The 23,669-nt window shown below is 41.2% G+C and carries 19 protein-coding genes and 3 tRNA genes; 6 read left to right on the top strand and 16 right to left on the bottom strand.

The annotated features are described in order from the left end of the window. Nucleotides 1-28: 28 nt before the first annotated feature. From SJ312_RS01450 to ttrS, 7 genes are all read right to left on the bottom strand, one after another. Entirely contained in the window at nucleotides 29-1,447 is a 1,419-nt protein-coding gene (locus SJ312_RS01450) for an NAD(P)/FAD-dependent oxidoreductase (protein WP_004255876.1), read from the bottom strand. A gap of 274 nt (nucleotides 1,448-1,721) precedes the next feature. Continuing rightward, nucleotides 1,722-2,510: a PhzF family phenazine biosynthesis protein gene (locus SJ312_RS01455; RefSeq protein ID WP_110591498.1), complete on the bottom strand. Its 789-nt coding sequence runs from the start codon at nucleotides 2,508-2,510 to the stop codon at nucleotides 1,722-1,724. A gap of 153 nt (nucleotides 2,511-2,663) precedes the next feature. Next, entirely contained in the window at nucleotides 2,664-4,193 is a 1,530-nt protein-coding gene (locus SJ312_RS01460) for a peptide MFS transporter (protein ID WP_004255871.1), read from the bottom strand. A gap of 383 nt (nucleotides 4,194-4,576) precedes the next feature. Beyond that, nucleotides 4,577-5,803, bottom strand: a complete 1,227-nt coding sequence (gene mdtG, locus SJ312_RS01465) for a multidrug efflux MFS transporter MdtG (protein ID WP_004255869.1) — start codon at nucleotides 5,801-5,803, stop codon at nucleotides 4,577-4,579. A 263-nt stretch (nucleotides 5,804-6,066) separates the two neighbouring features. Further along, nucleotides 6,067-7,011 carry a Kdo(2)-lipid IV(A) acyltransferase gene (locus SJ312_RS01470; protein WP_096864193.1) on the bottom strand — a complete coding sequence of 315 codons (945 nt, stop codon included), beginning with the start codon at nucleotides 7,009-7,011 and terminating at the stop codon, nucleotides 6,067-6,069. Nucleotides 7,012-7,070: 59 nt separating this feature from the next. Further along, on the bottom strand, nucleotides 7,071-7,667 hold the full coding sequence (gene ttrR / locus SJ312_RS01475) for a tetrathionate respiration response regulator TtrR (protein WP_004255863.1): 597 nt from the start codon (nucleotides 7,665-7,667) through the stop codon (nucleotides 7,071-7,073). A gap of 125 nt (nucleotides 7,668-7,792) precedes the next feature. Further along, nucleotides 7,793-9,550: a tetrathionate respiration histidine kinase TtrS gene (gene ttrS / locus SJ312_RS01480; RefSeq protein WP_319866768.1), complete on the bottom strand. Its 1,758-nt coding sequence runs from the start codon at nucleotides 9,548-9,550 to the stop codon at nucleotides 7,793-7,795. Nucleotides 9,551-9,804: 254 nt separating this feature from the next. Here ttrS and ttrB point away from each other — a divergent pair, with 254 nt between their 5' ends. The 3 genes from ttrB to ttrA are packed head-to-tail and all read left to right on the top strand — an operon-like array spanning nucleotide 9,805 to nucleotide 14,637. Then, on the top strand, nucleotides 9,805-10,542 hold the full coding sequence (gene ttrB / locus SJ312_RS01485) for a tetrathionate reductase subunit TtrB (protein WP_036957869.1): 738 nt from the start codon (nucleotides 9,805-9,807) through the stop codon (nucleotides 10,540-10,542). Further along, entirely contained in the window at nucleotides 10,524-11,570 is a 1,047-nt protein-coding gene (gene ttrC, locus SJ312_RS01490) for a tetrathionate reductase subunit TtrC (protein WP_110591500.1), read from the top strand. The genes ttrB and ttrC overlap by 19 nt, the downstream gene beginning before the upstream one ends. Continuing rightward, on the top strand, nucleotides 11,563-14,637 hold the full coding sequence (ttrA, locus tag SJ312_RS01495) for a tetrathionate reductase subunit TtrA (RefSeq protein ID WP_004255849.1): 3,075 nt from the start codon (nucleotides 11,563-11,565) through the stop codon (nucleotides 14,635-14,637). The genes ttrC and ttrA overlap by 8 nt, the downstream gene beginning before the upstream one ends. 168 nt (nucleotides 14,638-14,805) lie before the next feature. Here ttrA and SJ312_RS01500 read toward each other — a convergent pair whose 3' ends face one another. Both SJ312_RS01500 and SJ312_RS01505 read right to left on the bottom strand, forming a co-directional pair. Then, the gene (locus SJ312_RS01500) at nucleotides 14,806-15,813 is read right to left on the bottom strand and encodes a nickel/cobalt transporter (RefSeq protein ID WP_036957865.1); all 1,008 of its coding nucleotides are present in this window, start codon (nucleotides 15,811-15,813) and stop codon (nucleotides 14,806-14,808) included. Further along, nucleotides 15,804-16,439, bottom strand: a complete 636-nt coding sequence (locus SJ312_RS01505) for a DUF1007 family protein (RefSeq protein WP_094960764.1) — start codon at nucleotides 16,437-16,439, stop codon at nucleotides 15,804-15,806. Before SJ312_RS01505 ends, SJ312_RS01500 begins: the two co-directional genes overlap by 10 nt. 253 nt (nucleotides 16,440-16,692) lie before the next feature. Between SJ312_RS01505 and SJ312_RS01510 the strand changes: the two genes are divergently transcribed. Continuing rightward, the gene (locus SJ312_RS01510; RefSeq protein ID WP_004255839.1) at nucleotides 16,693-17,739 is read left to right on the top strand and encodes a rhodanese-related sulfurtransferase; all 1,047 of its coding nucleotides are present in this window, start codon (nucleotides 16,693-16,695) and stop codon (nucleotides 17,737-17,739) included. Nucleotides 17,740-18,067: 328 nt separating this feature from the next. Beyond that, nucleotides 18,068-18,526 carry an Hsp20 family protein gene (locus SJ312_RS01515; RefSeq protein WP_036957864.1) on the top strand — a complete coding sequence of 153 codons (459 nt, stop codon included), beginning with the start codon at nucleotides 18,068-18,070 and terminating at the stop codon, nucleotides 18,524-18,526. 147 nt (nucleotides 18,527-18,673) lie between these two features. Here SJ312_RS01515 and SJ312_RS01520 read toward each other — a convergent pair whose 3' ends face one another. The 4 genes from SJ312_RS01520 to SJ312_RS01535 form a co-directional block, all read right to left on the bottom strand. Further along, a complete protein-coding gene (locus tag SJ312_RS01520) occupies nucleotides 18,674-19,267 on the bottom strand; it encodes a LuxR C-terminal-related transcriptional regulator (protein WP_153673605.1) in 594 nt (197 codons plus the stop codon). Nucleotides 19,268-19,476: 209 nt separating this feature from the next. Then, complete coding sequence (bssS, locus tag SJ312_RS01525; RefSeq protein WP_004255804.1) at nucleotides 19,477-19,731, bottom strand: biofilm formation regulator BssS; 255 nt, start codon at nucleotides 19,729-19,731, stop codon at nucleotides 19,477-19,479. A gap of 220 nt (nucleotides 19,732-19,951) precedes the next feature. After that, nucleotides 19,952-21,001 carry a dihydroorotase gene (gene pyrC / locus SJ312_RS01530; protein ID WP_166184882.1) on the bottom strand — a complete coding sequence of 350 codons (1,050 nt, stop codon included), beginning with the start codon at nucleotides 20,999-21,001 and terminating at the stop codon, nucleotides 19,952-19,954. Nucleotides 21,002-21,213: 212 nt separating this feature from the next. Further along, nucleotides 21,214-21,289 (bottom strand) — tRNA-Asn (locus SJ312_RS01535). A gap of 294 nt (nucleotides 21,290-21,583) precedes the next feature. Here SJ312_RS01535 and SJ312_RS01540 point away from each other — a divergent pair. Continuing rightward, on the top strand, nucleotides 21,584-22,069 hold the full coding sequence (locus SJ312_RS01540; RefSeq protein ID WP_228677251.1) for a LysR substrate-binding domain-containing protein: 486 nt from the start codon (nucleotides 21,584-21,586) through the stop codon (nucleotides 22,067-22,069). Nucleotides 22,070-22,180: 111 nt separating this feature from the next. Here SJ312_RS01540 and SJ312_RS01545 read toward each other — a convergent pair. The 3 genes from SJ312_RS01545 to SJ312_RS01555 form a co-directional block, all read right to left on the bottom strand. Beyond that, nucleotides 22,181-22,256 (bottom strand) — tRNA-Asn (locus SJ312_RS01545). Between the two features lie 255 nt (nucleotides 22,257-22,511). Next, nucleotides 22,512-22,587 (bottom strand) — tRNA-Asn (locus SJ312_RS01550). Between the two features lie 135 nt (nucleotides 22,588-22,722). Further along, nucleotides 22,723-23,226, bottom strand: a complete 504-nt coding sequence (locus SJ312_RS01555; protein ID WP_004265669.1) for a YlaC family protein — start codon at nucleotides 23,224-23,226, stop codon at nucleotides 22,723-22,725. Between the last annotated feature and the right edge of the window lie 443 nt (nucleotides 23,227-23,669).

Genomic DNA, 23,669 nt, shown 5'->3' on the forward strand with positions numbered 1-23,669 from the left:
TTTTGTGAGCAAATTTTACAAACATGTATTAACTAAATCTGTACAGACTAAATGGTTTCACATTCAGTGAGGGTTCTTTGCCTAATAGCAAGTCAGCTGTGAGCTCGGAAGAAACTGGGCTTTCGGTCATCCCCCAGCCTGTGGCAGTATTGATAACTAGACCAGGATATTCATTGACTTGAGAAATGATTGGGTGCTCATCTGGTGCGATGGCCATAGCACCACTCCATTGGTCAATCAGTTTAGAATCCTTAAATGCAGGGAATTCTGTTTTTAATTTCTCAAATGATGCATTCAGCTCTGGTAAATCAGGTAATGCCGTCATATTTCTGTGTTTTTCAAATGGTGAAACTTCATCCAGTTTCCAGCTTGTTGGCTCAGTAAATGAATTAATTAATTGTTCATTTAATGAAATATGCACAGGGAAATCAGGCATAGATAGCAGTGGAATGTATTTATAGCCATAGACGAAGGAGTCTTTAACAACCGGTGCAACAATCACACGAGGAGATGTTGCATAGGTACCATCTGCTTGTTCACGGAAGAAAATATTACCCGGTAAAGCAACGTTACCCCCCGGTGCAGTTGGTGAACCGGTGATCAGTTGTTGAGATTGATAAGCCGGTAATGTTGGGACATCCACACCTAAGTTTTGCATAAACAGCCTTGACCAGACGCCACCTGCCACAACAACACGTGAGGTCTTGATAGGCCCTTTCTCGGTGACGACATCAGAAATTACGCCTGCTTGAGTTTCTAAACCTCTTGCTGCACAGTTAGTATAAATTTTTATTCCTAATTTTTTCGCGTAATCAGCCATGACGAAGGTTGCAATTTCAGCATCTAAGCTACCAGAGTCTTCTTCAAAACCTGCGATTGTCCATTTAGACTGTGCACCGTTTAAACGTTGGTTGAGTTCAGCACCTTCGATAATGCGTGTTTTGAATGGAATATCTGAACCGACATTTTTACTGCGAGTATCAATCCACTCTCTAACATTGACAAGATCTTCTTCATCGAATGGCACTTCAACGCGGCCTTGAGTACGGTAGCTTGTATCTGCACCGACTTTCGCGTTCATCTCTCTCCAACGTTGTTTGCCTAAGTGGTGGAGTAAGAAGGTTTCATCTGGCATTTTATAAGTGATAACTTGGCCGTAGAAGCGGGATGATTGCTCGCCTGCGATGTTACCTTTTTCAACAATAACAACATCTAAACCACGTCCAACCAGCTCAATTGCGGTCATGATCCCCAGAATTCCAGCACCAATAACAACGACGTCAGCTTGCTGTGGTAGAGGGCCTTCAGTTCCTGCAACAAAGCCATGTCGTGGCTTACCAGGAACAAATCGACCTTCACGAGTTAACATTGGAGTTAAAATTCCAGCCCCTGCAGCAACGGCAACAACACCACCGCCAATCAAAAATTTTCTTCTAGTTATAGCCATCTTATTAAGTTCCTTATATCGAATGAGTTTTTAACAATTGACCAAAGCTTCAATTAGAAATGTTTATAATTGTAATTATATCTTTAATAATAATTATAATTGTAAACCAAATTGAGTTGAAATTAAAAGATTTGTTTAAATGTTAAAAAAATTTATTTTTAGATAAGGAATGGACGCCAATATTTCGAGAAAAATAATGGCGCTGGTAGAATTCGGATAGAGAAACAGATAGGAAAATAAATAGTTTTGCACCTATCTCTTTGACTTGTAAGATTTAAATGTGGATTTGGCCTGTTAAAAATAAAACGGCTTTACCTGTTAATTTTACTCGGTCAGAGGTTAGCTCACATTGAACTACCCCTCCGCGCGATGAAATCTGTTGGCCTATTAACTGCGATTTATTCAGCTGTTTGGCCCATATTGGAGCAATGGCACAATGTGAGGTGCCTGTTACAGGGTCTTCGTCAACCCCTTTGGCGGGAGCAAAGTAACGAGAAACAAAGTCACAATCGCTATTAGCACTTTCTGCTGTAATTGCTAACCCGGGTAGAGAAAGCTGCGCAAGTTTTAACATGTCTGGCTGACAGTTTTGAACGTGCTCTGCACTTTCAAGAAAACACAGATAACGGTCTTTTGCTATCCAAAGATCTTTGATTTTGACACCAAGAATATCGACGAGGTGTGGGTAATGGTTTGGATGACTTTGTTCGGATTCAAGAATTGGAAAATCAAGTGTAAATCCTTGTGCATTTTGTGTTACAACGAGCTCACCCGACAGAGAATTAAATGTTAAAGGATGAATGTCTTGCTGTAGCACTTGATTTAACACAAAAGCAGCGGCAAGTGTTGCATGGCCACAGAGTGTTACTTCAACTTTAGGGGTGAACCAGCGAATATGATGGCCGACTAAAAATGCGGTTTCTGACAAGTTAACCTCTGCGGCAATGGCAATGAGCTGTTCATCTGGTAACCAGTTATCGAGTAATACAATCGCTGCTGGGTTACCGCGAAAAAGGGTATCTGTAAAAGCATCAACATAGTAAATAGGGGCGGAAAGGCTCATTGTATGATTTCCTAAAGTCATTATGGGATGATGAGAGAGCAGTATAGCGCCTATTTTATCAGAAATAATAAGCAAACTATTAAGTGGGGAATGATGCGGAGGATCCGGTAGCGTGTGGGCTGCTACCGGATAGAAGACAATTAATCAGCGCTATTAAGCATTAGCTTCATTTTTGTCTGCATTTTTAAGCATTTTTCTGACAGGGATAATCAACGCTGCTAATACGACCGCACAGATCACCAGTGCAATAGAGACGTGGGAGAATAGCTCAGGCATCGAATCTAATTGGTCTTTGCGAATGTTACCCCCCATGATACCAGCTGCAAGGTTACCCAATGCGCTAGCACAGAACCATAACCCCATCACTTGGCCGCGCATTTTTTGTGGTGCGAGCAAGGTCATGGTTGCTAACCCGATAGGGCTTAAGCACAGTTCCCCTAATGTCAGCAATAAGATACTGCCAACTAACCAGAAAGGTGAAACGCCGCTTTGGGTTGCGAGTACTTGGTTTGCGGCCACCATCATGATAGCAAAGCCGCCCGCAGCAAATAAGATACCAATCACGAACTTGGTCATACTGCTTGGGTTCATATTGCGTTTAGCCAACGAAGGCCAGAACCAGCTAAATACTGGTGCTAACAATATAATGAACAAGGCATTGATTGATTGGAACCAAATGGTTGGAATTTCAAAACTCCCCATTTGGCGGTCAGTATAGTCACGAGCAAAGATATTAAATGAAGTGGGTTTTTGCTCAAAGGCTGACCAGAAGAATGCGGCTGCAATCAGTAAAATCAAGCATGCCAGTAAACGAGAACGTTCGCTGCTGTTTAAACCGCCAAGGAAGAACATAAATAAGAAATAGATGCCCACACAGGTCGAGATAACATAAGCAGAACTTTTCGCAATTATTGAGGCATTAAATGGGATCGTACCATTATCAATCAAGATAACCAGTATGGCTAATAGCACCATGGCAAAGGTAACCCATTTCCCCACGTTTTTGCGCTCAACCGTTGGACGGTTCCAAGTAGAATCAAGGCCAACTTCTTTATCATAACGGCGCATTTGAGGAATGGCGTAAAAGCGGAAAATTAACAGGGCAATTAACATTCCTAAACCACCAAGGCCAAAACCTAAATGCCACCCATATTTTTCATGAAGTGGGCCAATAATTAACGGGGCAATAAAGGACCCCATATTGATACCCATATAGAACAGGGAGAAACCGCCATCACGGCGTGTATCTTCTTTCTTATACAGGGTTCCTACCATCACGGTAATACAGGTTTTAAATAACCCTGTACCTAATACAATGAGCAATAAGCCGACGAAAAAGAAAGTATTTGATAAAAACGCAGACATTGCGATGGATAAATGGCCAAACGCAATGATTAATGAGCCGTACCAAACGGCGCGGCGTTGGCCTAACCAGTTATCGGCTAACCAACCACCCGGTAACGAGGTGATATAAACCCCTCCAGCGAAAATACCGACGATAGCCGAAGCTTGTTCAATAGGTAATTCCATTCCGCCTTGTAATAATGCCGCACTCATAAATAAGATAAGTAACGGTCTAACTCCGTAAAAAGAGAAGCGTTCCCACATTTCTGTGAGGAAAAGCGAACTCAATGGGTATGGATGCCCAAAAAAAGTTTTTGTTTTAGTCGCAGAATTATTCATCTGTGAACTCCCATAAATACTCTCTTGAGAGGTTGTGCATGATATAAAACACCAAGCCGTGCGCCTGAGTGCCAATTGTTATTGATATGTTAACATGAATATATGAAACATATTTTTAACATACATTATTATAGAATCACCTATATACAGAATGAATTTATTGTAAAAGGTGTGTTTTTAAGGTGAAAAGTCGATATAACTCTCATTTCTCACGATAAGCTAGGGGAAGATACAGGATTTTAGTTGACAATAAAAGAAAGAATTTTGAATCGATTAAGTTATTTAAAATCAATCGGTTATATGTACTAAAATTTGATTTTAAGGAAAGCAAGGCAATAAAGCTTATAAATCATCAGGTTTTTGTACAAAAAATAGCAAGAGGCTTATTGGTCGGTAGGGGAGGCTCGCAGGCCATCGGATTGGCGCCTGATGACTAACCATGAATAAATTAAGTTGAAGAGAACTAACGCAGCGGTGAAAAAGAATACGGCTCTGAAACCGTAAGTTGCAGCGACGAACGACCCCATCAATGGCCCTGTCACATTCCCAACATCTCGCAATGCTTGGTTATAGCTGAAAATACGTCCCGTTACTTGATGGGAAATATTATAGATAATTAACGTTTGTACTGCGGGTAATAGCGCAGCATTCAGAGCCCCAAGCATAAATCGGAGAAAGCCTAGCTCCCAATAACTACTTACCAGCCCCATTGGGAATAATACAAAAATAGATGCGCCCAGCACGGCGAGTAAAACTTTTTCAGGGCCTATTCGGTCACTGAGTTTACCTAACATGGGCGCACTGATTAAAGCCGCAACACCAGGAATGGAAGCTATCACACCACTGACAAAGGCCAAGTTTTCAAGGGAATCAGATAAGTCACGTACATAAAGCGTGATGACAGGGTTGATTGAGCCCATAGCAGCTTGAATAATCATGGTGGTAAAAAAGAGGCTGATAACTAAGTTTTTATTACGTAAAGAGGCAAAAACTTGTTTGCTCGTTAATGCATCTTTGCGAGAAACAGGCGTGAAGCGTTCTCTAACATAAAAAAGCGTGACAAAAAAGCAGATAAACAGCACCGTTGCGGTAATAAAAAAGACGGGACGTAAGCCATACTGGTCAGCAAGAAAACCGCCAATGAGTGGGCCAATAAGTGCGCCACTTACTGCACCAGTAGCGAGGACACCCATAGCCCAACCACTTTTTTTCACGGGAACCTGAGTTGCAATCAGCGCGTTAGCATTGGGAACAAAACCACCCAATAAACCTAATATGGCTCTTAAGGCTAAGAGCTGCCAAATATTTTGTGCAAAACCAATAAGCACCATCACGATAGCCATCCCTAGTGCTGAACGCAGCAGCATGAGTTTACGGCCTTTACGGTCGGATAATCGACCCCAAAATGGCGCAGCAATCGCGGAAAATAAGAAGGTGATACTAAAAACTGCCCCTGTCCATAGGTTCAAAGAGGCATGGTCTTTAACGCCTAGTTCTTCAATATAGAGGGGGAGAAAAGGCATGATCAGGCTAAAGGCGGCACCTGTTAAAAAACAGCCGAACCACACGACGTATAGGTTACGTTTCCAATACTCTGTTTTTCCCGTCATAATTTTCCCGTTATATTCAGTTCTACAGCGTTGTTGGCTTCATTTGCCTAATGTACGCTCTTTGGGATGTCTTCATTTTCCCGCCTAGCTGTAGACCCGACTATTTAGGAAAAACAGTATGAAAAACAGTAAGAAAAGCATCATAAAAAACAGTTGAAAAATCACGCCATATATTTAGAGAAAACAGTATAAAAAACAGTAAGAAAAGCATCATAAAAAACAGTTGAAAAACCACGCCATAATTTATCTGCTTACACTAATTATTAATGATGGATTTTATCTAAATCTCCGTATAACGAAGGCTCCCCTTCAGGACGCGTTTTAAAACGGCGATGTAGCCACATATATTGTTCTGGTGCTCTGAGGATTTCTTTTTCAATAATTTGGTTCATCATGGTTGCGGTAGCCACATTATCTTCAATTGGGAAATCATCAATGGCAGGTTGAATGATTAATTCATAACCTTTACCCGCAGGTAAACGTCTTGGTGTAAAAGGCACCACTAAAGGGGAAGCCAGACGTAAAATAATTTGCGAGCCATTGGTTGTCGCTGCATCTTTTACGGCAAACAAAGGCGCAAATGTACTATTGCGAGGGCCGTAATCATGGTCGGGGGCATACCATAAAATTTCCCCATTTTTTAAGTCACGAACCATGCCTTTCATATCTTTGCGATCCAACATATATTTGTTGGAACGTAACCGCCCACGGGTTTGTAGCCAATCAAGGAGGTCATTATCATTGGCGCGATATACACCAATGCCCGGATTTAACATGCCAAAGGCACGCGCACCCATTTCCAAGGTTAAAAAATGAACACCAAGCGCGATAATGCCTCTACCTGTTTGGCGGGCAGCAACAGCATTTTCTTCCCCAATGACTTTGACCCAGCGACGAACGCGCCAATCAGGCCAAAACCAAGCCATGCCCGTTTCAAATAAGCCCATGCCGACAGATTCAAAGTTTTTGTCAACACAGCGTTGCCGTTCTTGCTCACTCATGTCTGGAAAACATAATTGCAAATTTCGCTCTGCGACTTTCACCCGCTTTTTCAAAAAGCGTTTAGAAAATAACCCTAAACGCGTTCCCATCCAATAAATGAGAGGATAAGGCAATAATACAAGAAGATATAACACGCCAATGCCTAGCCAAGTTAGCCAGTAACGAGGGTGGAGAAACCGTTTTTGAAATTTTGGAGCTAGTATCATTGTTATCCGAATATATTAGTCACAAATTAATAAAAAGGCATGATATAAACTATATCAAATTATTCGTTTAAAGCGTTAATTGCCTGCATGGTGCTCATTAACTCAGCTAAGTTACGAACCGCCATTTTTTCCATGACGCGAGAGCGATGAACCTCAACGGTGCGTACAGAAACACAGGTTGCCTCAGCAATCTCACGGTTAATTAAGCCTTGCAACACATAACCACAGATATCTTTTTCACGAGGGGTGAGCGTTTCATAGCGCTGCTTAATTAAATGCCCTTCAGTGGCTTTGGTGGTTTGTGATTGAGCTTGTTCTAAGGTCTTAGCAAGTTGTTGGCTATCAATGGGTTTTTGTAGAAAATCAACAGCGCCAAGTTTCACTTGTTCCACCGCCATCGGTATATCGCCATGGCCAGACAAAAATATCACAGCCAATGTACTGTGTTGTTCCCTAAGGTATTGGTGAACTTGTCGTCCATCTAATTTAGGCATGCGCATATCCAATAACACCACACCTTCTTGGTGTAATGCCGCATTTTGGATAAATGTTTCACTGTCATTCCAAACGGTAACGCTATAGCCCAATGTTTCTAGTAAGAATTGGCAGGCATCCGTCACATCGGGGTCATCATCCACGAGATGGATTACTGGCATACATATACCTCGTCGTGTAGAGGGTGACAAATAAGGTGCTTTATATAATGAGCATTGATTATCGCAATAAAGCCATTGTCACATATAGTTAATGTGAATGTTATCAATTACGTGGCAAAACATGCTTAATCTACGATTTTATTGTGATAATTGAAAATAAGAGTGACCATTAAGCCATGTAACCCATCATCACTTAGGTTATTTTCGATACGAATGTCTCCGCCTTGGCTTTGTATCAAACGCTGGCAGATCACTAAACCTAACCCTAAACCTTCTTTTTTAGTTGTCGCAAATGGCGTGATACCTTGCTCTAATTGACCCGCAGGCATCCCTCCAGCATTGTTCTGTAAAACAAGTAAAAAATGTTGCTGCGAAAAATGAAACTCGAAACGCAGTAGGGTTGCCCCTGCTTGCAAACTGTTACTGATTAAATTAGAAAGTAATTGTTCTAGTAACGTGTCTGGCAACATCAGGGAGACGTCAGGGGTTTCAGGTAAAATTAACCTCGAATTGGGATAGTGCTGGTCTGCACGCAATAATTGCCAAATATGATTAATAGCCTGTTTAACCGATTGCTGGCTCAATGTGATTGCGGGGTCATGGCTTGGTTTACCCGCCCAGAGACGCAAATTGCGAATGATATCGGCTCCACGTTGAGCTTGGTCGTCGATTTTAGTTAATGCGCTAATTAATGGGTGGCTTTCAGACTCTTTAGTCAGGCGTAGAATACACCCTTGGGCATAATGGCGGATTGCAGACAGCGGTTGGTTCAATTCATGGGCAAACCCAGATGCCATTTCCCCCAAAATATTTAACCGTTGTGCCTTTTGTAAATTGGCTTCTTGCTCTCGCAAGCGATTATGCGCTTCTTCTAATTGGCGGCTGCGACGTCTCACCAAAAAGGCAATCCAAACATGATTTATTCCAAGTAACACAAAAAATAAAGCGACAAGGCTGATAGTGATTTGGTTTTGAATGGTCCAACTGACGATATCCTGCCAGATTTGACGCTGTTGCGGATGTTGGTTAACGTCTCTGAGTAAGGTTTCGACTTGAGTCACCGACGCGGGAGCTCCCCAACGCATAGCGGCTTTATCTGTTGATAATAATGTCTTGGTGACTTTGTCGACTAAATTGTCCGGCACTTCACTTAAGGCGGCAAAAGACCAATTTGGATACAGTTCTGTGCTAGTTAAACAAGAGAGAGAGCTTGGATGTTGAATCAATGGGCGAAATTGTGTTTTATCAATCAACCCTTCGCTATGCATGTTTTCTAATAAACAGACAGGAACTATAGCTGCGGATAATGAATCATCACGCAATGCGTATAATAATGCATCTGCAGGGAAACCTAAAAATTGCATCTTAAAGTCTTTGGCAGCGTCGTAGCCCATATCCCTCAACACTTTGTAACCTAACAAATAGCCACCAAAAGCATCTGGTGAAATTGCTCCGACTTTCTTGCCTATTAGGTTTTTAACTTCTGAAATATCACTGTCTTTTCGAACTAATATCAAGCTGCCAATAACATTACGCGTTGTGCTGTTGGGCTCCACGTCTGAGCGAAGGGAGAGCAACCAACGTAAATGATAGCGGTTATCTAACTGAATAAATTGGGCAGGATTCGTCAACAAAAAATCTATCTTGCGATTGGAAATCGCCTCTTTCATCTCATCTAAATTGAGAGGTTGTAACGTAAAACGCTCCCCAGGAATCGACTCATTGAGTGTATCAATCAAAGGCTGCCAATGAGATTGGGTTGAACTGGGGCCACGTAAGGCCAATACCCCGATAGTCCACTGGGCCGAAATTGCTGGCAAAGACCACGTCAGTAGCATGATTAACAGTATGTGATACAACGGTCTAGACGATTTTTTTAACATATTTGAGTTATTCGTTGCGTTAGATCAATTTAGCTACGGGTATGTGGTAAACCACAATAGGGCAGTGGCTCCACTCTTCTTACAATGGCACTACAAGCTTTATCAAGATAACCCATCGGGTTTAAAGAGAAATAACAATTTCAGTGGTTATCTTAACGAGACTGTACCCATTGTCAATAACGCATGTAATACAAATAACATATTGATTAATAACTTTTATTTTCGCATTAGCAATGTCAATACTGGAGCCAATTATGGATCTGAGTAAACGAAAATTTCTACAACAAATTGGAGCCGTAACTGCGGGGGCATCGTTGATTCCCATTGCAGAAGCAGGGCTAAATTTTTCCCCGACACGCAGAGAAGGCAATCCAGAAAAACGCTATGGAATGTTGATTGATTTGCGCCGTTGTATCGGTTGTCAATCTTGCACGGTAAGCTGTTCGGTTGAAAACCAAACCCCACAAGGTCAATTTAGAACGACAGTGAATCAATATCAAGTCGCAGTGAAAGGTGAAGAAGGGTTTACCAACGTACTGTTACCCCGTTTATGTAACCACTGTGATAACCCTCCTTGTGTACCTGTATGTCCAGTTCAAGCGACTTTCCAACGTGAAGACGGCATTGTTGTCGTTGATAACGAACGCTGTGTTGGGTGTGCTTATTGTGTGCAAGCCTGCCCATATGATGCTCGCTTTATCAACCACTCTACGCAAACTGCAGATAAATGCACATTCTGTGCTCATCGCTTAGAAGTGGGTTTATTACCTGCTTGTGTTGAATCCTGTGTCGGTGGTGCGCGCATTATTGGGGATTTAAAAGACCCGAACAGTACTATTCGTAAAATGCTGACAGAGCACGAGGCTGAAATAAAAGTACTCAAACCGGAAAGTGGCACATTACCACAAGTTTTCTATATAGGTTTAGATGACGCATTCGTGCAACCGCTGCAAGGCAAAGGGCAGCCCGCATTATGGCAGGAGGTGTTCTGATGAATGGCCAAGTGACTTATATTTCAGAAATAATGGCTCAGCCACAAGAATTCTTTTGGCTACCTTGGGCGGTACAATATTTCTTCTTCATTGGGATTGCGTCTTGTGCGGTTCTGTACGCGTGCTATCTTCATTGGAGAAACAAACCTGAAAACAGCCGTTTAGAAATGATCGCCGTATTTATTGCTATCACAATGGGGATCACCGCACCGTTAGCACTAACCGCAGATTTACACCAAACTGCAAGGGTATGGCATTTTTACGCACATCCAACAATATGGTCTTGGATGTGGTGGGGCTCTGTATTACTACCATTATTTACCACATTTATTGGTTTATATTTTGTCGCATTAGTGGTGAAGCTGATTTGGAAAAAAGAATTCAAAGCAACGCGTTGGGTTGCCTTGTTGGCCGCACTTTCAGCTATCGGTTTATTGTTATATACCGGCCGTGAAGCCTCAGTGTTAAACGCACGTCCAATTTGGTATAGCTGGTGGATACCGGTATTGATGTTCCTTAGTGCTCTGCAAGCATTACCAGCACTGGTTGGTTTAGGCGCTCGCCGTGAACCTCAATATCAAAATCGCTTAGCGCGTTTTCAAGTTGTGACATTATTATTGTTTGCGGTGTGCTTTGCGTTGTGGTTATCAGGTGACACCACTTCAGGTATCGCAGTACGCCAACAGTTAGATACGGCAAGCGCAGGCTGGTGGATGCTAATGGGGGTTTGTGCACTGTGGTTAATCACTTTCGCAATGTCCGTCAGTAATTTAAAAGCGACTCGTTCCGTTCCATACATTACTGTTCTAGCTTTAATTTCAATGGCTTTTGCTTGGTCATTACGTTGGATTTTCCTGATGGAAGTTCAAGCGGTTCCAAAATATAACATTATCGCGAACCCATACCATTTCCCACTGGGAACAGATGGATTATTGGCTATCGTCGGTACATTCGGTTTATGGATTGCGTTAACAATTATTGTTCGTGAAGGTGTTCGCTGGTTTGCGAGGAGAGTGCAACATGGCTAAATTCTCAAGACGTCAATGGCTTAAAGGTGGTTTGGTTGTCGGTGGTATCGCATTATTTGGTGCAAGCTACCGTGATGTTGCCAAACGTGCAGTCGATGGTCTGGTTAATGGTACGTCAGGTAAAGTCACTCTTGATAGGCTTAATGGTAACTCTTTACGCCCTGAAGGACAGGCACTTAAAGGCTGGCAAGAAAACCCAGAACAAGTAGTTGCGATGACCCAGTGTTTTGGTTGTTGGACCCAGTGTGGTATCCGTGCTCGCGTCGATACAGCAAAAAATGAAGTATTGCGTATCGCGGGGAACCCTTATCATCCACTTTCCCATGAAGAGCACTTTCCTTATGGAATGCCACTGAAAACGGCATTTAATAAAATGAGTGGAGAATCAGGCCTTGAACACCGTTCGACAGCCTGTGCTCGTGGTGCGACGTTAATGGAAGGTTTAACGAGCCCATTGCGTATCCTTGAACCGATGAAACGTGTGGGTAAACGCGGCGAAGGTAAATGGGAGCGCATCAGTTTTGAACAACTGATTAAAGAAGTGGTTGAAGGGGGCGATTTATTTGGTGAGGGGCATGTGGATGGCTTACGGGCGATTCGTGACTTAGAAACGCCTTTAGACCCATCTCAACCTAAACTGGGGCCAAAAGCTAACCAATTATTAGTGACCAACGCAGGTGATGACGGCCGTGATGGCTTTATCCGTCGCTTTGCACAAAATGCTTTTGGCAGTAAAAACTTCGGTGCTCACGGTTCTTATTGTGGACTGGCTTACCGTGCGGGTTCCGGTGCATTAATGGATGATTTGGACAAAAATGCCCACGTTAAACCCGATTGGGATAATGTCCGTTTCGCGCTATTCCTAGGGACATCACCTGCACAATCAGGTAACCCATTTAAGCGCCAAGGCCGCCAGTTAGCCACAGCGCGTTTACGTGATTCATTTAACTATGTGGTGGTATCACCTGCATTACCATTAACAACCACTTTAGCGAATGACCACGGTCATTGGGTTCCTGTGCAACCGGGTACGGATGCGGCATTGGTGATGGGGATGATCCGCTGGATCATTGAAAATAACCGTTACAACGCAAAATACCTCAGTGTGCCAAGTGAGAAATCCATGGAAGCCGTGGGGGAGAAAAGCTGGACTAACTCAACACATTTAGTGATCACGGATGATAACCACCCATTAGCAGGTAAATTGTTAATTTCTTCTTATATCACAGGGGAAGGTGACAATGAGAAAGCTTATTTAGTGCAAGATGCTGCGGGTGAATTAAAACTGGCTGATGAAACGCCTACAGCCGAGCTCTTTGTGACACGCCAAGTCACCTTGCACGATGGCAGTGAAGTGACCGTTAAATCTAGCTTCCAGTGTTTAAAAGAAGCGGCAAATCGTATGACTTTGGAAGAATACAGTCAGCGTTGCCATGTTCCAGTGAAAACGATTGAATCGCTGGGTAAAGCATTAACTTCTTATGATAGAAAAGCCGCTGTCATCTCTCATGGCGGTATGATGGGCGGTAATGGTTTCTACACTGCATGGTCAGTTATCATGCTTAACGCATTGATCGGTAACTTGAACTTGAAAGGCGGAGTCTCTGTTGGTGGTGGTAAATTCAATGGGGAAAACGATGGGCCGCGTTATAAAATTGCCAGCTATAAAGGCAAAGTGAAACCTAAAGGTGTGGTGCTGTCGCGCAGTAATGAAGTGTATGAAAAATCAGATGAGTTCAAAGCACGTCAGGCAGCGGGTGAAAATCCATACCCAGCAAAAGCCCCTTGGTACCCGTTTGCTAAAGGTCAATTAACAGAGCAGTTAGCATCTGCCTTGATGGGATACCCCTACGCACTGAAAGCGTGGATCACCAATATGACTAACCCTGTATATGGTATTGCAGGTATTCGTCAGGTGATGGAAGAAAAACTGAAAGACCCTAAACACCTGCCGCTGATTATTGGTATTGATGCCTTTATGAATGAAACCACGGCATTGGCAGATTACATTGTGCCAGATACCCATAACTTCGAAAGTTGGGGGTTTAGTGCACCATGGTCTGGCGTGCAGGTCAAAGCCAGCACAGCACGTTGGCCGATTGTTGAGTCACGTACTGCGAAAACAGCGGACGGCCAGCCAGTTTCGATGGAGAGTTTCTGTATTGCTGTAGCGAAAGAACTTAATTTACCCGGCTTTGGCGATAACGTGATTGAGGATATGGATGGCAACATGCATTCACTCAATACAGCGGAAGACTATTACTTAAGAGTTGCTGCAAATATGGCGTGGTTAGGGGAGAAACCAGTCCCTGAAGCCGCAACAGAAGATATCCAAATCAGTGGCGTGGAGCGTATTTTACCGGCTATTACACGGACTTTAAAACCAGAGGAAGTTCGCCGTGTTGCCTATATTTTCACACGAGGTGGCCGTTTTGCGCCTTATGAAAAAGCGTGGGATGGCGATGCAACAGGTCCTCAATGGAAAAAAGGCTTACAAATTTGGAACCCAACGGTGGCCGTTAATCGCCATGCCATAACGGGTGAACGTTATAGCGGTTGCCCGACGTATTACCCGCCTCGTATGGCGAATGGGGATGATGTGAATGCAGTATTCCCAGAAAAAGAGTGGCCGCTGAAGCTGATGTCATTTAAATCCCATGTGATGAGCAGCTCAACCACCGTTATTGAACGGCTCCGCCATGTGAAACCGACGAATCTTGTTGCTATCCACCCCGATGATGCAGCGAAAATGGGGGTAAAACATGGAGATTGGATTAGGATCACCACACCGGGGGGGCATGCTGAAGCCCAAGTAAGCGTACTTGATGGCGTAATGCCTGGAGTGCTTGCGATTGAACATGGCTATGGGCATACCGAGATGGGAGCGAAACAGCATTATCTGGATGGCCAACCTATGCCAATGAATGCGGCAAATGGTTCAGGAATTAACTTAAATGACCTTGGGTTTGCTGACCCAACACGTGAAGTTGCTAACACGTGGTTAGATTGGGTTTCGGGGGCATCGGTACGCCAAGGCTTACCTGCTCGCATTGAGTTAATTGGTTAAATGAAGTAGTAAGGATGGCTAGTGGTGGGGACCTGCATAGCTTCACCATTAGCCATCTGGTAGTTGGCAATAAGTAGTAAGCAGTTGACATTGCGCATAAAACGGTGTGCTACCACACCGTGACTTCGGCAAATGCCTGGGAGGGGGAGCCCTCCCTTTTTTAATGGTTTATCGCAAGAGTGGCGAAACCGACTGTTCTAAGCCGATGCTTTGTAGCATCAAAACCCCCATCAAAATAAATAAAATACCTGCCAAAATTTTCAGTGTGATTGCCCAATATGGGGAAAATGACTTTCCTTTTAAGCGTGATACTCGAACCGCATTATCACGCATTAAATGAACAAAAATAGCGATTAAACAAATAGTTAATGCAGTCCCCATTGCCATTGCTAAGGCAGCGATAACCCCCCACGCATAGACCTCAATGACATAAGAAAACAGCAATACAAGAATTGCCCCAGAGCAAGGGCGGATACCCATCGATAGGATAATCAATAGCTTACTTTTAAAACTGGATTGTAATTGATGGGACTGGATAACGTGTTGGTGCCCACAACCACAGTTGTCCGAGTGGCTATGGGCTTTTGTTTTACTTATTGCTTTCGTTGATGAATTCAGTGGTTGAATGCTTTTTATCTTGAGTGGTGCCAAGTGTCTTGATTTGCGGATTGACCAGCCACGACGCAATGCGCTGATGCATAAATAGCTACCCAGCAAAATGACAAATAGATAACTCGTTTGCTCTGCATATAAACTGGCTTGGTTGAGATGCTTAGTAGAGAGTTGGAATAGGATCAAGACTAAGGAAACTAAAGTAATCGCAACAAGCCCTTGTAAGAGCGAGGCAAGTAAACTAATGATAACACTCTGTTTTAAATGAGTCGCTTGGGTGGCAATATAAGTGGTAATAATTAATTTGCCATGCCCCGGCCCAAGGGCATGCAAAAAACCATACGCAAAACTGGCAACCACCAGTAACCCGCCTGCATACCATGGACGAGAGGTGGTTTCTTGCAATAGGTAAGATAACCCTTGGTTTAACTGTTTTTGCCAAGCTAGGCTAAGTTGTAACCATGATCCCCAGTGGGTGTATAGCTGCCAAGCGGCATAGGTAATAAGCCCCATAAACAGCGCAGTAATTATTAGTCTTTGCGTACGTAAAGGCATTATGGACATTGAATATCAACCCGTTGTGCAAATTGTTTGCCAAGTGCCAAATCTTCTTCTGGGCTATCACTTTTGTCTAAAGAGAAAGCGTAGGCGCGCATTGAATCGGTCACATTTGCTTCTTGTAGTTCCATCTGGCAATTTGCTGCAATATCTAAAGGTAGGTTAACTTGCTGTTTATTTTGGTAAGTCATGCTGACGTAGAATGTTGGGTCGTAAGTTTGAATTTCCACATGGGAACCTGCTATAGGCAGGGGTTGCATAAATGAAGCGGTAAAGAAGAAAACTAAAGAAAAGCCATCTTTTTCTAAATGGTAGCTATCAGGAATACGTTTAAAACTGACTTTCTTCCCCTGATAATAAAAATCAGTGAAATAATCTTGCATCAATACATTCGCCATAATAATAGCTTCTTGCTGTTTCCAACGCGGGTCATCCGGTTTAATGCCTTTTAATTCATACGCGATATCCGCTGATGTCATTGGATCCATTTTCCAAACATAGCTAATCCCTGAGTATTTATCTTGTTTACTTTCAAGGGAAATTTGCATTTCAATAAAACTATGAGGGTGTGCCGCTACTTGTGGAGCAACCATAAACAGAAATAGAAAATAGAAAGGAAAAAATCGCATCATTCAGTCAGCTAAATTGGTTTATCAAAAAAATGTTATAACATAACGAAATGCAAACTAAAATATCTCGTAGTGATTTAAAATTCAACCTAAAACGATTGGTTAATATTTTTATCACGATAACCCTACAAATAAAGGGTTTTTTATTAACATAATAAGAGGGATAATACTCACCAAGATTTAAATAGGGTGGCAGCTCGCCTGAATTTATTTAAATTAAAATATTATCAATGAGTTAAATAGGATTAAGAACACCATGCCAGTGTTACATAACCAAATTTCAAATAAAATATTAAAAGAACGTATGTTGGCAGAAGTTGAGCCGCGCACCACTATCTCTTTTTATAAATATTTTAATATCCAAGACCCAAACGAATTTCGTAATCAATGGTACCAACAATTTAAAGCATTAAGCGTTTTTGGACGTGTTTATATTGCAAAAGAAGGTATTAACGCGCAAATCAGTGTGCCGGAATCTAATGTGGGCGCATTGCGCGAACTTATTTATGCAACAGACCCCGCATTAGATAACTTACGTTTAAATATTGCGATTGATGATGACGGTAAATCGTTCTGGGTGCTGCGTATGAAAGTCCGTGAGCGCGTGGTGGCTGATGGTATTGAGGACGAAACATTTAACCCTGCAAATACAGGTCAATATCTAAAAGCTCACGAAGTGAATGAAATGATTGATGACCCAAATACTGTTTTCGTCGATATGAGAAATCATTATGAGTACGAAGTAGGGCGTTTTGATAACGCGATTGAAATACCTTCAGATACATTTAGAGAGCAACTGCCAATGGCGGTGGAAATGCTGCAAGAGCAAAAAGACAAAAATGTCGTAATGTATTGTACTGGTGGGATCCGTTGTGAAAAAGCCAGTGCTTATATGCTGCATAATGGCTTTAAAAATGTTTACCATGTTGAAGGTGGGATTATTGAATACGCACGTAAGGCGAAGGAACAAGGGTTGCCTTTGAGGTTTAAAGGGAAAAACTTTGTTTTTGACAACCGAATGGGAGAGCGTATTACAGAAGACACATTAGCACAATGCCACCAATGTGGTGCACCTTGTGATACACACACCAATTGCCGTAACGATGGCTGTCACTTGCTGTTTATCCAATGCCCTAGCTGTGCAGAAAAGTACGAAGGTTGCTGCAGTTCGTCTTGCACTGAAGAAATGAAACTTCCAGAGCAAGAACAACGCGCACGCCGTGCAGGTCGCGAAGTCAGTAATAAAATCTTTAATAAGTCACGTCACCGTTTATCCGATGGATTATTAAATAAAGATAACTAATTATTGATGTTCTCTATAATAAGAAAGCCCTGTAATTAGGGCTGATTAGAGCAAGATAAAATTAATTGAAATAAAAAATTTATTTCATTCGATGTCATTACGTTGCTTATACCCCATACATTTCGTATGAAATTCATGGGGTATTTGTTTATGGTTTACAGCAGGTAACGCCATTTTGTAAAGAAGTGTAATTTAAGACTTGAAATACGCGTAACTGGCACTATATAAGAATTGCACCAAGAAAGAGCATTATCCCATACTAGGTACACAGGTAATGGTGCATAGTCGTATGTGTTTAGTTTGATATAAAAATATTGAAGGAGAAATTATGTCTAACATTAGATCTTTTTCATTATTCCCAACATTATCCGATAGCTTACTTTCTAACAGATTTGACCAAATGGATCGTTTGTTTAGCCAGCTAACAGGTAATAGGCCTTTAACTTCAGAGCATCCGTATAATTTAAAACAAATAAATGAAACAAGCTATCAATTAACGGTTAGTGTTCCAGGTTATAAGGAAGAGGACTTAAGCGTATCCCTAAAAGGCGGGAAATTGTATGTTCAAGGTGAGCAATCAGCAGAATTAGTTAATGATTCTGAGAAATGGATCCATCAAGGAATAACGCAAAATAAGTTTTCCCTTGAATTTAATCTCGGTAAAAATGTGAAGATAGAAAGTGCTGAGTTATCTAGTGGTTTACTAACTCTGGATATTGAATATGAAATCCCGGATGAAGAAAAACCTCGAGTTATCGCTATTGAAAATAAAGATATAAAATCATAGAACTAAAATTTATGACTCGTCAGCAGCAGTTAGAGTGACTTTATAAAATTGGACACTTTTGCTGACCGGTTTGTAAGGCCTGATTTCGTTATTCAAACGGAGTCAGGCCTTTTAGTTTTGTTTTAGTCGATTTAAATTAAAACATTTTTAATATAAATATTTAAATACATTATATATAAAAAATAACTCAATTCTATTTTTGACGAAAACTTTAGATGCGATATGTCTTTTCTGTGAATAGACAGTACTATTGCTAATTCCTAGTTTTCGAGAAATAATATGATTGGGTGTCTCATTCATCCAGTTATTAATAATATTTTGTTCTTTAATCGTGAAAATGGATGACTCAATATTATTAGCAAGTTTGGTGATTTTTTCTATTTGTTCATGGTCACGAATAACTTTATCAAGCGTTTGAATGATAATGCTTTTTGATAGAATAAAGTAATTATCCTTTAATAATAATGGGTTGTTTGTTTGCGGATAAGGAGCATTAATATAAATATAAAAGCGTGCATTATTAGTATTACTTAATAACTGCTGTAGAGTAGGGCAGTAATCAGAGTAATTACAATAGTAGGTTAGATTCACCAGTATAATGCTTGGTAGGTTTGTGTTCATAAAACCAATGGCTTCTTTTATACATCCTGTACTAATAAATTCGAGTTTTTTATTTTTAGATAAATATTCTGTAATGCCAAGACGTGTATAATAACATTCATCAATAACTAATATTCGCATTGGAACATCCTTGTTCAAGAAGATGGCTTACAATAAATTGGAATTGATAGAGAAGTCAACCAAGGATTAATAAAAACAATAAATAGTGTTCTTATTTGAAATTGCTAATTAGTAATTAATTAATAAGATAATTATATAAAGACATATAGTTATCTATATAGATGAATAAATTAAATGGATATTAGTGGCACTAATATCCATTTATTTTCCTAGTGTGTTTTAAAATCAAACTCAACATATTCCCCTGATTCTATCTTGTCTACGCCTGCTTGGAGAATATGAATAAGTTGTTTAGCCACATCAGTCGTTAGCCACATGGTTTTATCCACAATAGCATCACCTGTGTGTTTATCTTGCTCGGGGAGGTAGTGCAAACGCAACATCATAGCGTCGTAATCATCGACTGTGCTGATGTCCCAGCCAACTACTGGGTGGGTTTGAATGACATCATTTTTTTTATTCATATAAACCTCCTAATCAAACATCGTGATAAATAATAAATATCTATAACTGACTAAGAGCAATGACCTCGTGATGAGTCCACTTTTAGTATAAGGAGATTTCGCTAATAAGAAAGCAAATAAAACATTTTTTTTGTTTATATAGCAGAAAATGCATAAAACAGATAATAAGGATTGTAAAAATAGAATGGGAAGCATTTTGAACTTCCCATTGGTGTATAAACTACTGACCCAGAGCGACACTCCAGCGAGCATCTTCCCCTGCTAAGAAAGGAACTAATTTATCATTACAGCAATCAATCGATTCGCAAGTAATATTTTGTTCTTTAGTTAGCGTAATGGTTCCTTCATTTACGGATAAGTTATAGAATTTAGGACCATTTAGTGAACAAAAAGCTTCGAAATGTACCAAAGCACCAAGCTCTTCAAAAACAGTCGCGTAAGCCGCTAATGCAGTGGGAGCATTAAAGACCCCAGCACAACCACAGGAAGACTCTTTACGTGATTGTATATGTGGTGCGGTGTCGGTACCAAGGAAGAAACGGTCACAACCTGAAGCAACGGCTGCACGTAATGCTTCTTGGTGTACATTACGTTTCAAAATAGGCAAGCAAAATAAGTGCGGCCTTATACCACCAACTAACATATGGTTACGGTTAAACATCAAATGTTGAGGTGTTAAAGTTGCAGCTGTAAATTCATTTGCTTCTTGGACATATTGAGCCGCTTCTTTGGTGGTTATATGTTCAAAAACGACTTTGAGTTTTGGAAACTGTGCCCGTAATGGCAACATAACTTGCTCAATAAACAACGCTTCGCGGTCAAAAATATCGATATGGCTTGCGGTGACTTCACCATGGACCAGCAATGGCATTCCTGCTTGTTCCATCGCAGCTAATACGGGATAAATTTTTTTAATATCAGATACGCCATGACTAGAGTTTGTTGTTGCATTAGCCGGGTAGAGTTTACAGGCAGTAAATACCCCTTCGTTAAAGCCACGAACCACTTCAACAGGATCTGTGCTATCAGTAAGGTAGCAGGTCATTAAAGGGGTAAATTGATGCCTTTCTGGAACCGCTTTTAGGATGCGTTCACGATAAGCTTTTGCGGCTTCAATCGTTGTGACTGGTGGCACTAAATTCGGCATGACAATCGCACGGCCAAAAAATTCACTGGTATAGGGAACGACCGTTTTTAACATATCATCATCGCGAAAATGAACATGCCAATCATCAGGGCGGCGGATCGTTAGGGTAGTTACAGTTGACATTAAACCGGCTCCATAGGGGAAGAGTGAATGATGAGCGAGTGCTCAAGCCGGAATAGAATGATAAAGGTAAAGTAAAAAAATAGCTATGAGAAATCACGATTATAGCTTATTTCAGGGATAGATCGCGCAAATAACGTAAATAGGTGGCTTATTTAGTTCGTTCAATAGCAAAAAACCTGCTTAAGTTTCCTTAAGCAGGTTTTTCTAAATTTTGGCTCCTCCAGCTGGACTCGAACCAGCGACATACGGATTAACAGTCCGCCGTTCTACCGACTGAACTATGGAGGAACTCCTTGGCACGCAGAGGATATTAGCTTTCTCTCACCGCATTGTCAAAGGAGAATATCGAAAAAATTGTTTGTTTGCCTGTTATCTGTGCGAACTGTCGGAAGTTTGATCGAAAATAGAGTGGTGGTGATTAATCAAGGCCATACACTAACGAAAAGACTGAGACAAATCTGAGTTGATGAGCGGTATATTATTTCAAGTTTAGAGGTTAATCGTAGTTAATCACTACTAAGTCATGGATGGATATAAAGTAGTTTAATTTTTATCGCGGAAAGTGATACTGAAGATGATTCCTTGCGCAGTGGCAAGGTGGATTTGGTTATCGGTTCCTCTCGAGACTGGCACCCTGAAATAAAGGCTCAGAGCTTATTTAATAGTACTTTTCAAGCATTAGTTCGCCCAGGGCATCCAATTATCGGGCAGGTGACGCCTGAAAGCTTAACACATTACCCACATATTAGCGTATCGCGCCGAGGGCGTACATTGGGGCCAATTGATGACGCATTACGCGACCTTCAATTACAGCGTAATGTTGCATTGACTTTGCCTAGTTTTCATTCAGCCATGATGTTAACCATGAACTCTGACTATATTTTGCCGCTCCCTCGTCATGTACTGCAAGGGGTAAAGAGTGTTAATTTGCCATTGGTTGAAATTGAACTTCCTTTGGGATTGGTGCCTATATTTATCGTGCAAGCATGGCACCCAAGGTTAGATAGGGACCCTGCGCATCAATGGTTACGCCAGACGATTAAACAATTTTTTCTAGAGAAAGAGTAAGAATTTATTTTATGGTGGGAACTCTTGTATTTGCCGTAAGTAAAGTAATGCTAAGAAGAGTGATTTTTAGGTAGATAGCAAAAAGCCCGCATTAAGCGGGCTTTTTAAATTTGGCTCCTCCAGCTGGACTTGAACCAGCGACATACGGATTAACAGTCCGCCGTTCTACCGACTGAACTATGGAGGAATTGCTTTGTTCCTGAGAACGAGGCGCATATTACCCATCCTGTTCACTGTTGTAAAGTATAAAAATGAAAAAAATAGCCAAGTGGGCGTTAAGTAATCGATTTGGTGGTTATCTATCCTAATATATGATGCGTAATGCATACCAGATGGATTATGAGAGGTGCTAGGGGAGCATTGATAGTAGAGATGAATTATATAATGGTGATATATATTTAGCAGATAGCAAAAAGCCCGCATTAAGCGGGCTTTTTAAATTTGGCTCCTCCAGCTGGACTTGAACCAGCGACATACGGATTAACAGTCCGCCGTTCTACCGACTGAACTATGGAGGAATTGCTTGTTCCTGAGAACGAGGCGCATATTAACGATATCATCTCAGGCTGTCAATCATAAAAACAGAAAAAATATCCAACTGCTCATTCAATGCACATTATGACGAAGTTTTACTCTAGTTAATTGATATTGAATTAATTTTGAGTTGCAAGTGTACCAGGTAATTGCGTAGAAACTTCAGGATAAGCGACATGATAGATATCATAAAAGGAAATCATTCCTTTTAATGCAATTAAACGCGATATTTCTTGTTTTATAGCAGAGCTAACATCTTGTGAATCAATGATTTTGCTTATCGCATTATCAGAAACTGGTTCAGTAACAAACCATTCCCCGTTATAACAGACACGTAAATCTAAGACGCCAATATCTTCAAAGTGATAAACAGGTTTGATGTCAAAAAGTAGTACACTTGCTAATACAATAAAAAGAATGGTGATACCCAGAGCCCAATAAGGACCAAAATAAGGGGCATACCAAAGAATAATGGCTAGGGGGACATAAGCCGCAACCATGCCAATACATAAATAAGGGTGGTTGGCGAGAAATTGGCTATTAAAATAAGGTTTCCCATCACGGTTTTCACGTTTATTGATGGCATCCAAATCTTCGACGAGTATTTGTTTGATAATATCCATGTGTATAACTCTCTGTCAGATATCTATACTAGGAGGGTATCACGAGCCGTTGAGATTGTTATATATCAGTTAAAAAAAATATTTACACAGATTGTCATCGTATCGGATAATTCTTACTGACATTTATTAGGTTGTTGGCTTTTTAAATTAAAGTTTTCTTTAAACTATCAACTAAATGCAGCGTTTTTGTTAACGTTATAGCCGATAAAAGTGACGCAATCGAAAAAACAGCATATTTTTGAGGTTTGCTCGTATAAAATAGTTGCTATTATCTTTAAGTCATGAGTTAATGAGTGTCGGCCTGTTTAGCAGTCCTATTTGATGTATGATTACTGAGTTAGTGTGTTCTAAAGAAGAAAGTTATCACAGATAGCCTTTGACCGTGACGCTTCATCTTGGTGTTTCCCTGATTAAATAGTTGACTCTGGCCCGTATATGCCAAA

This window comes from Providencia sp. CIM-Carb-044 (genome assembly GCF_033901115.1).
Taxonomy (GTDB): Bacteria; Pseudomonadota; Gammaproteobacteria; order Enterobacterales; family Enterobacteriaceae; genus Providencia; species Providencia hangzhouensis.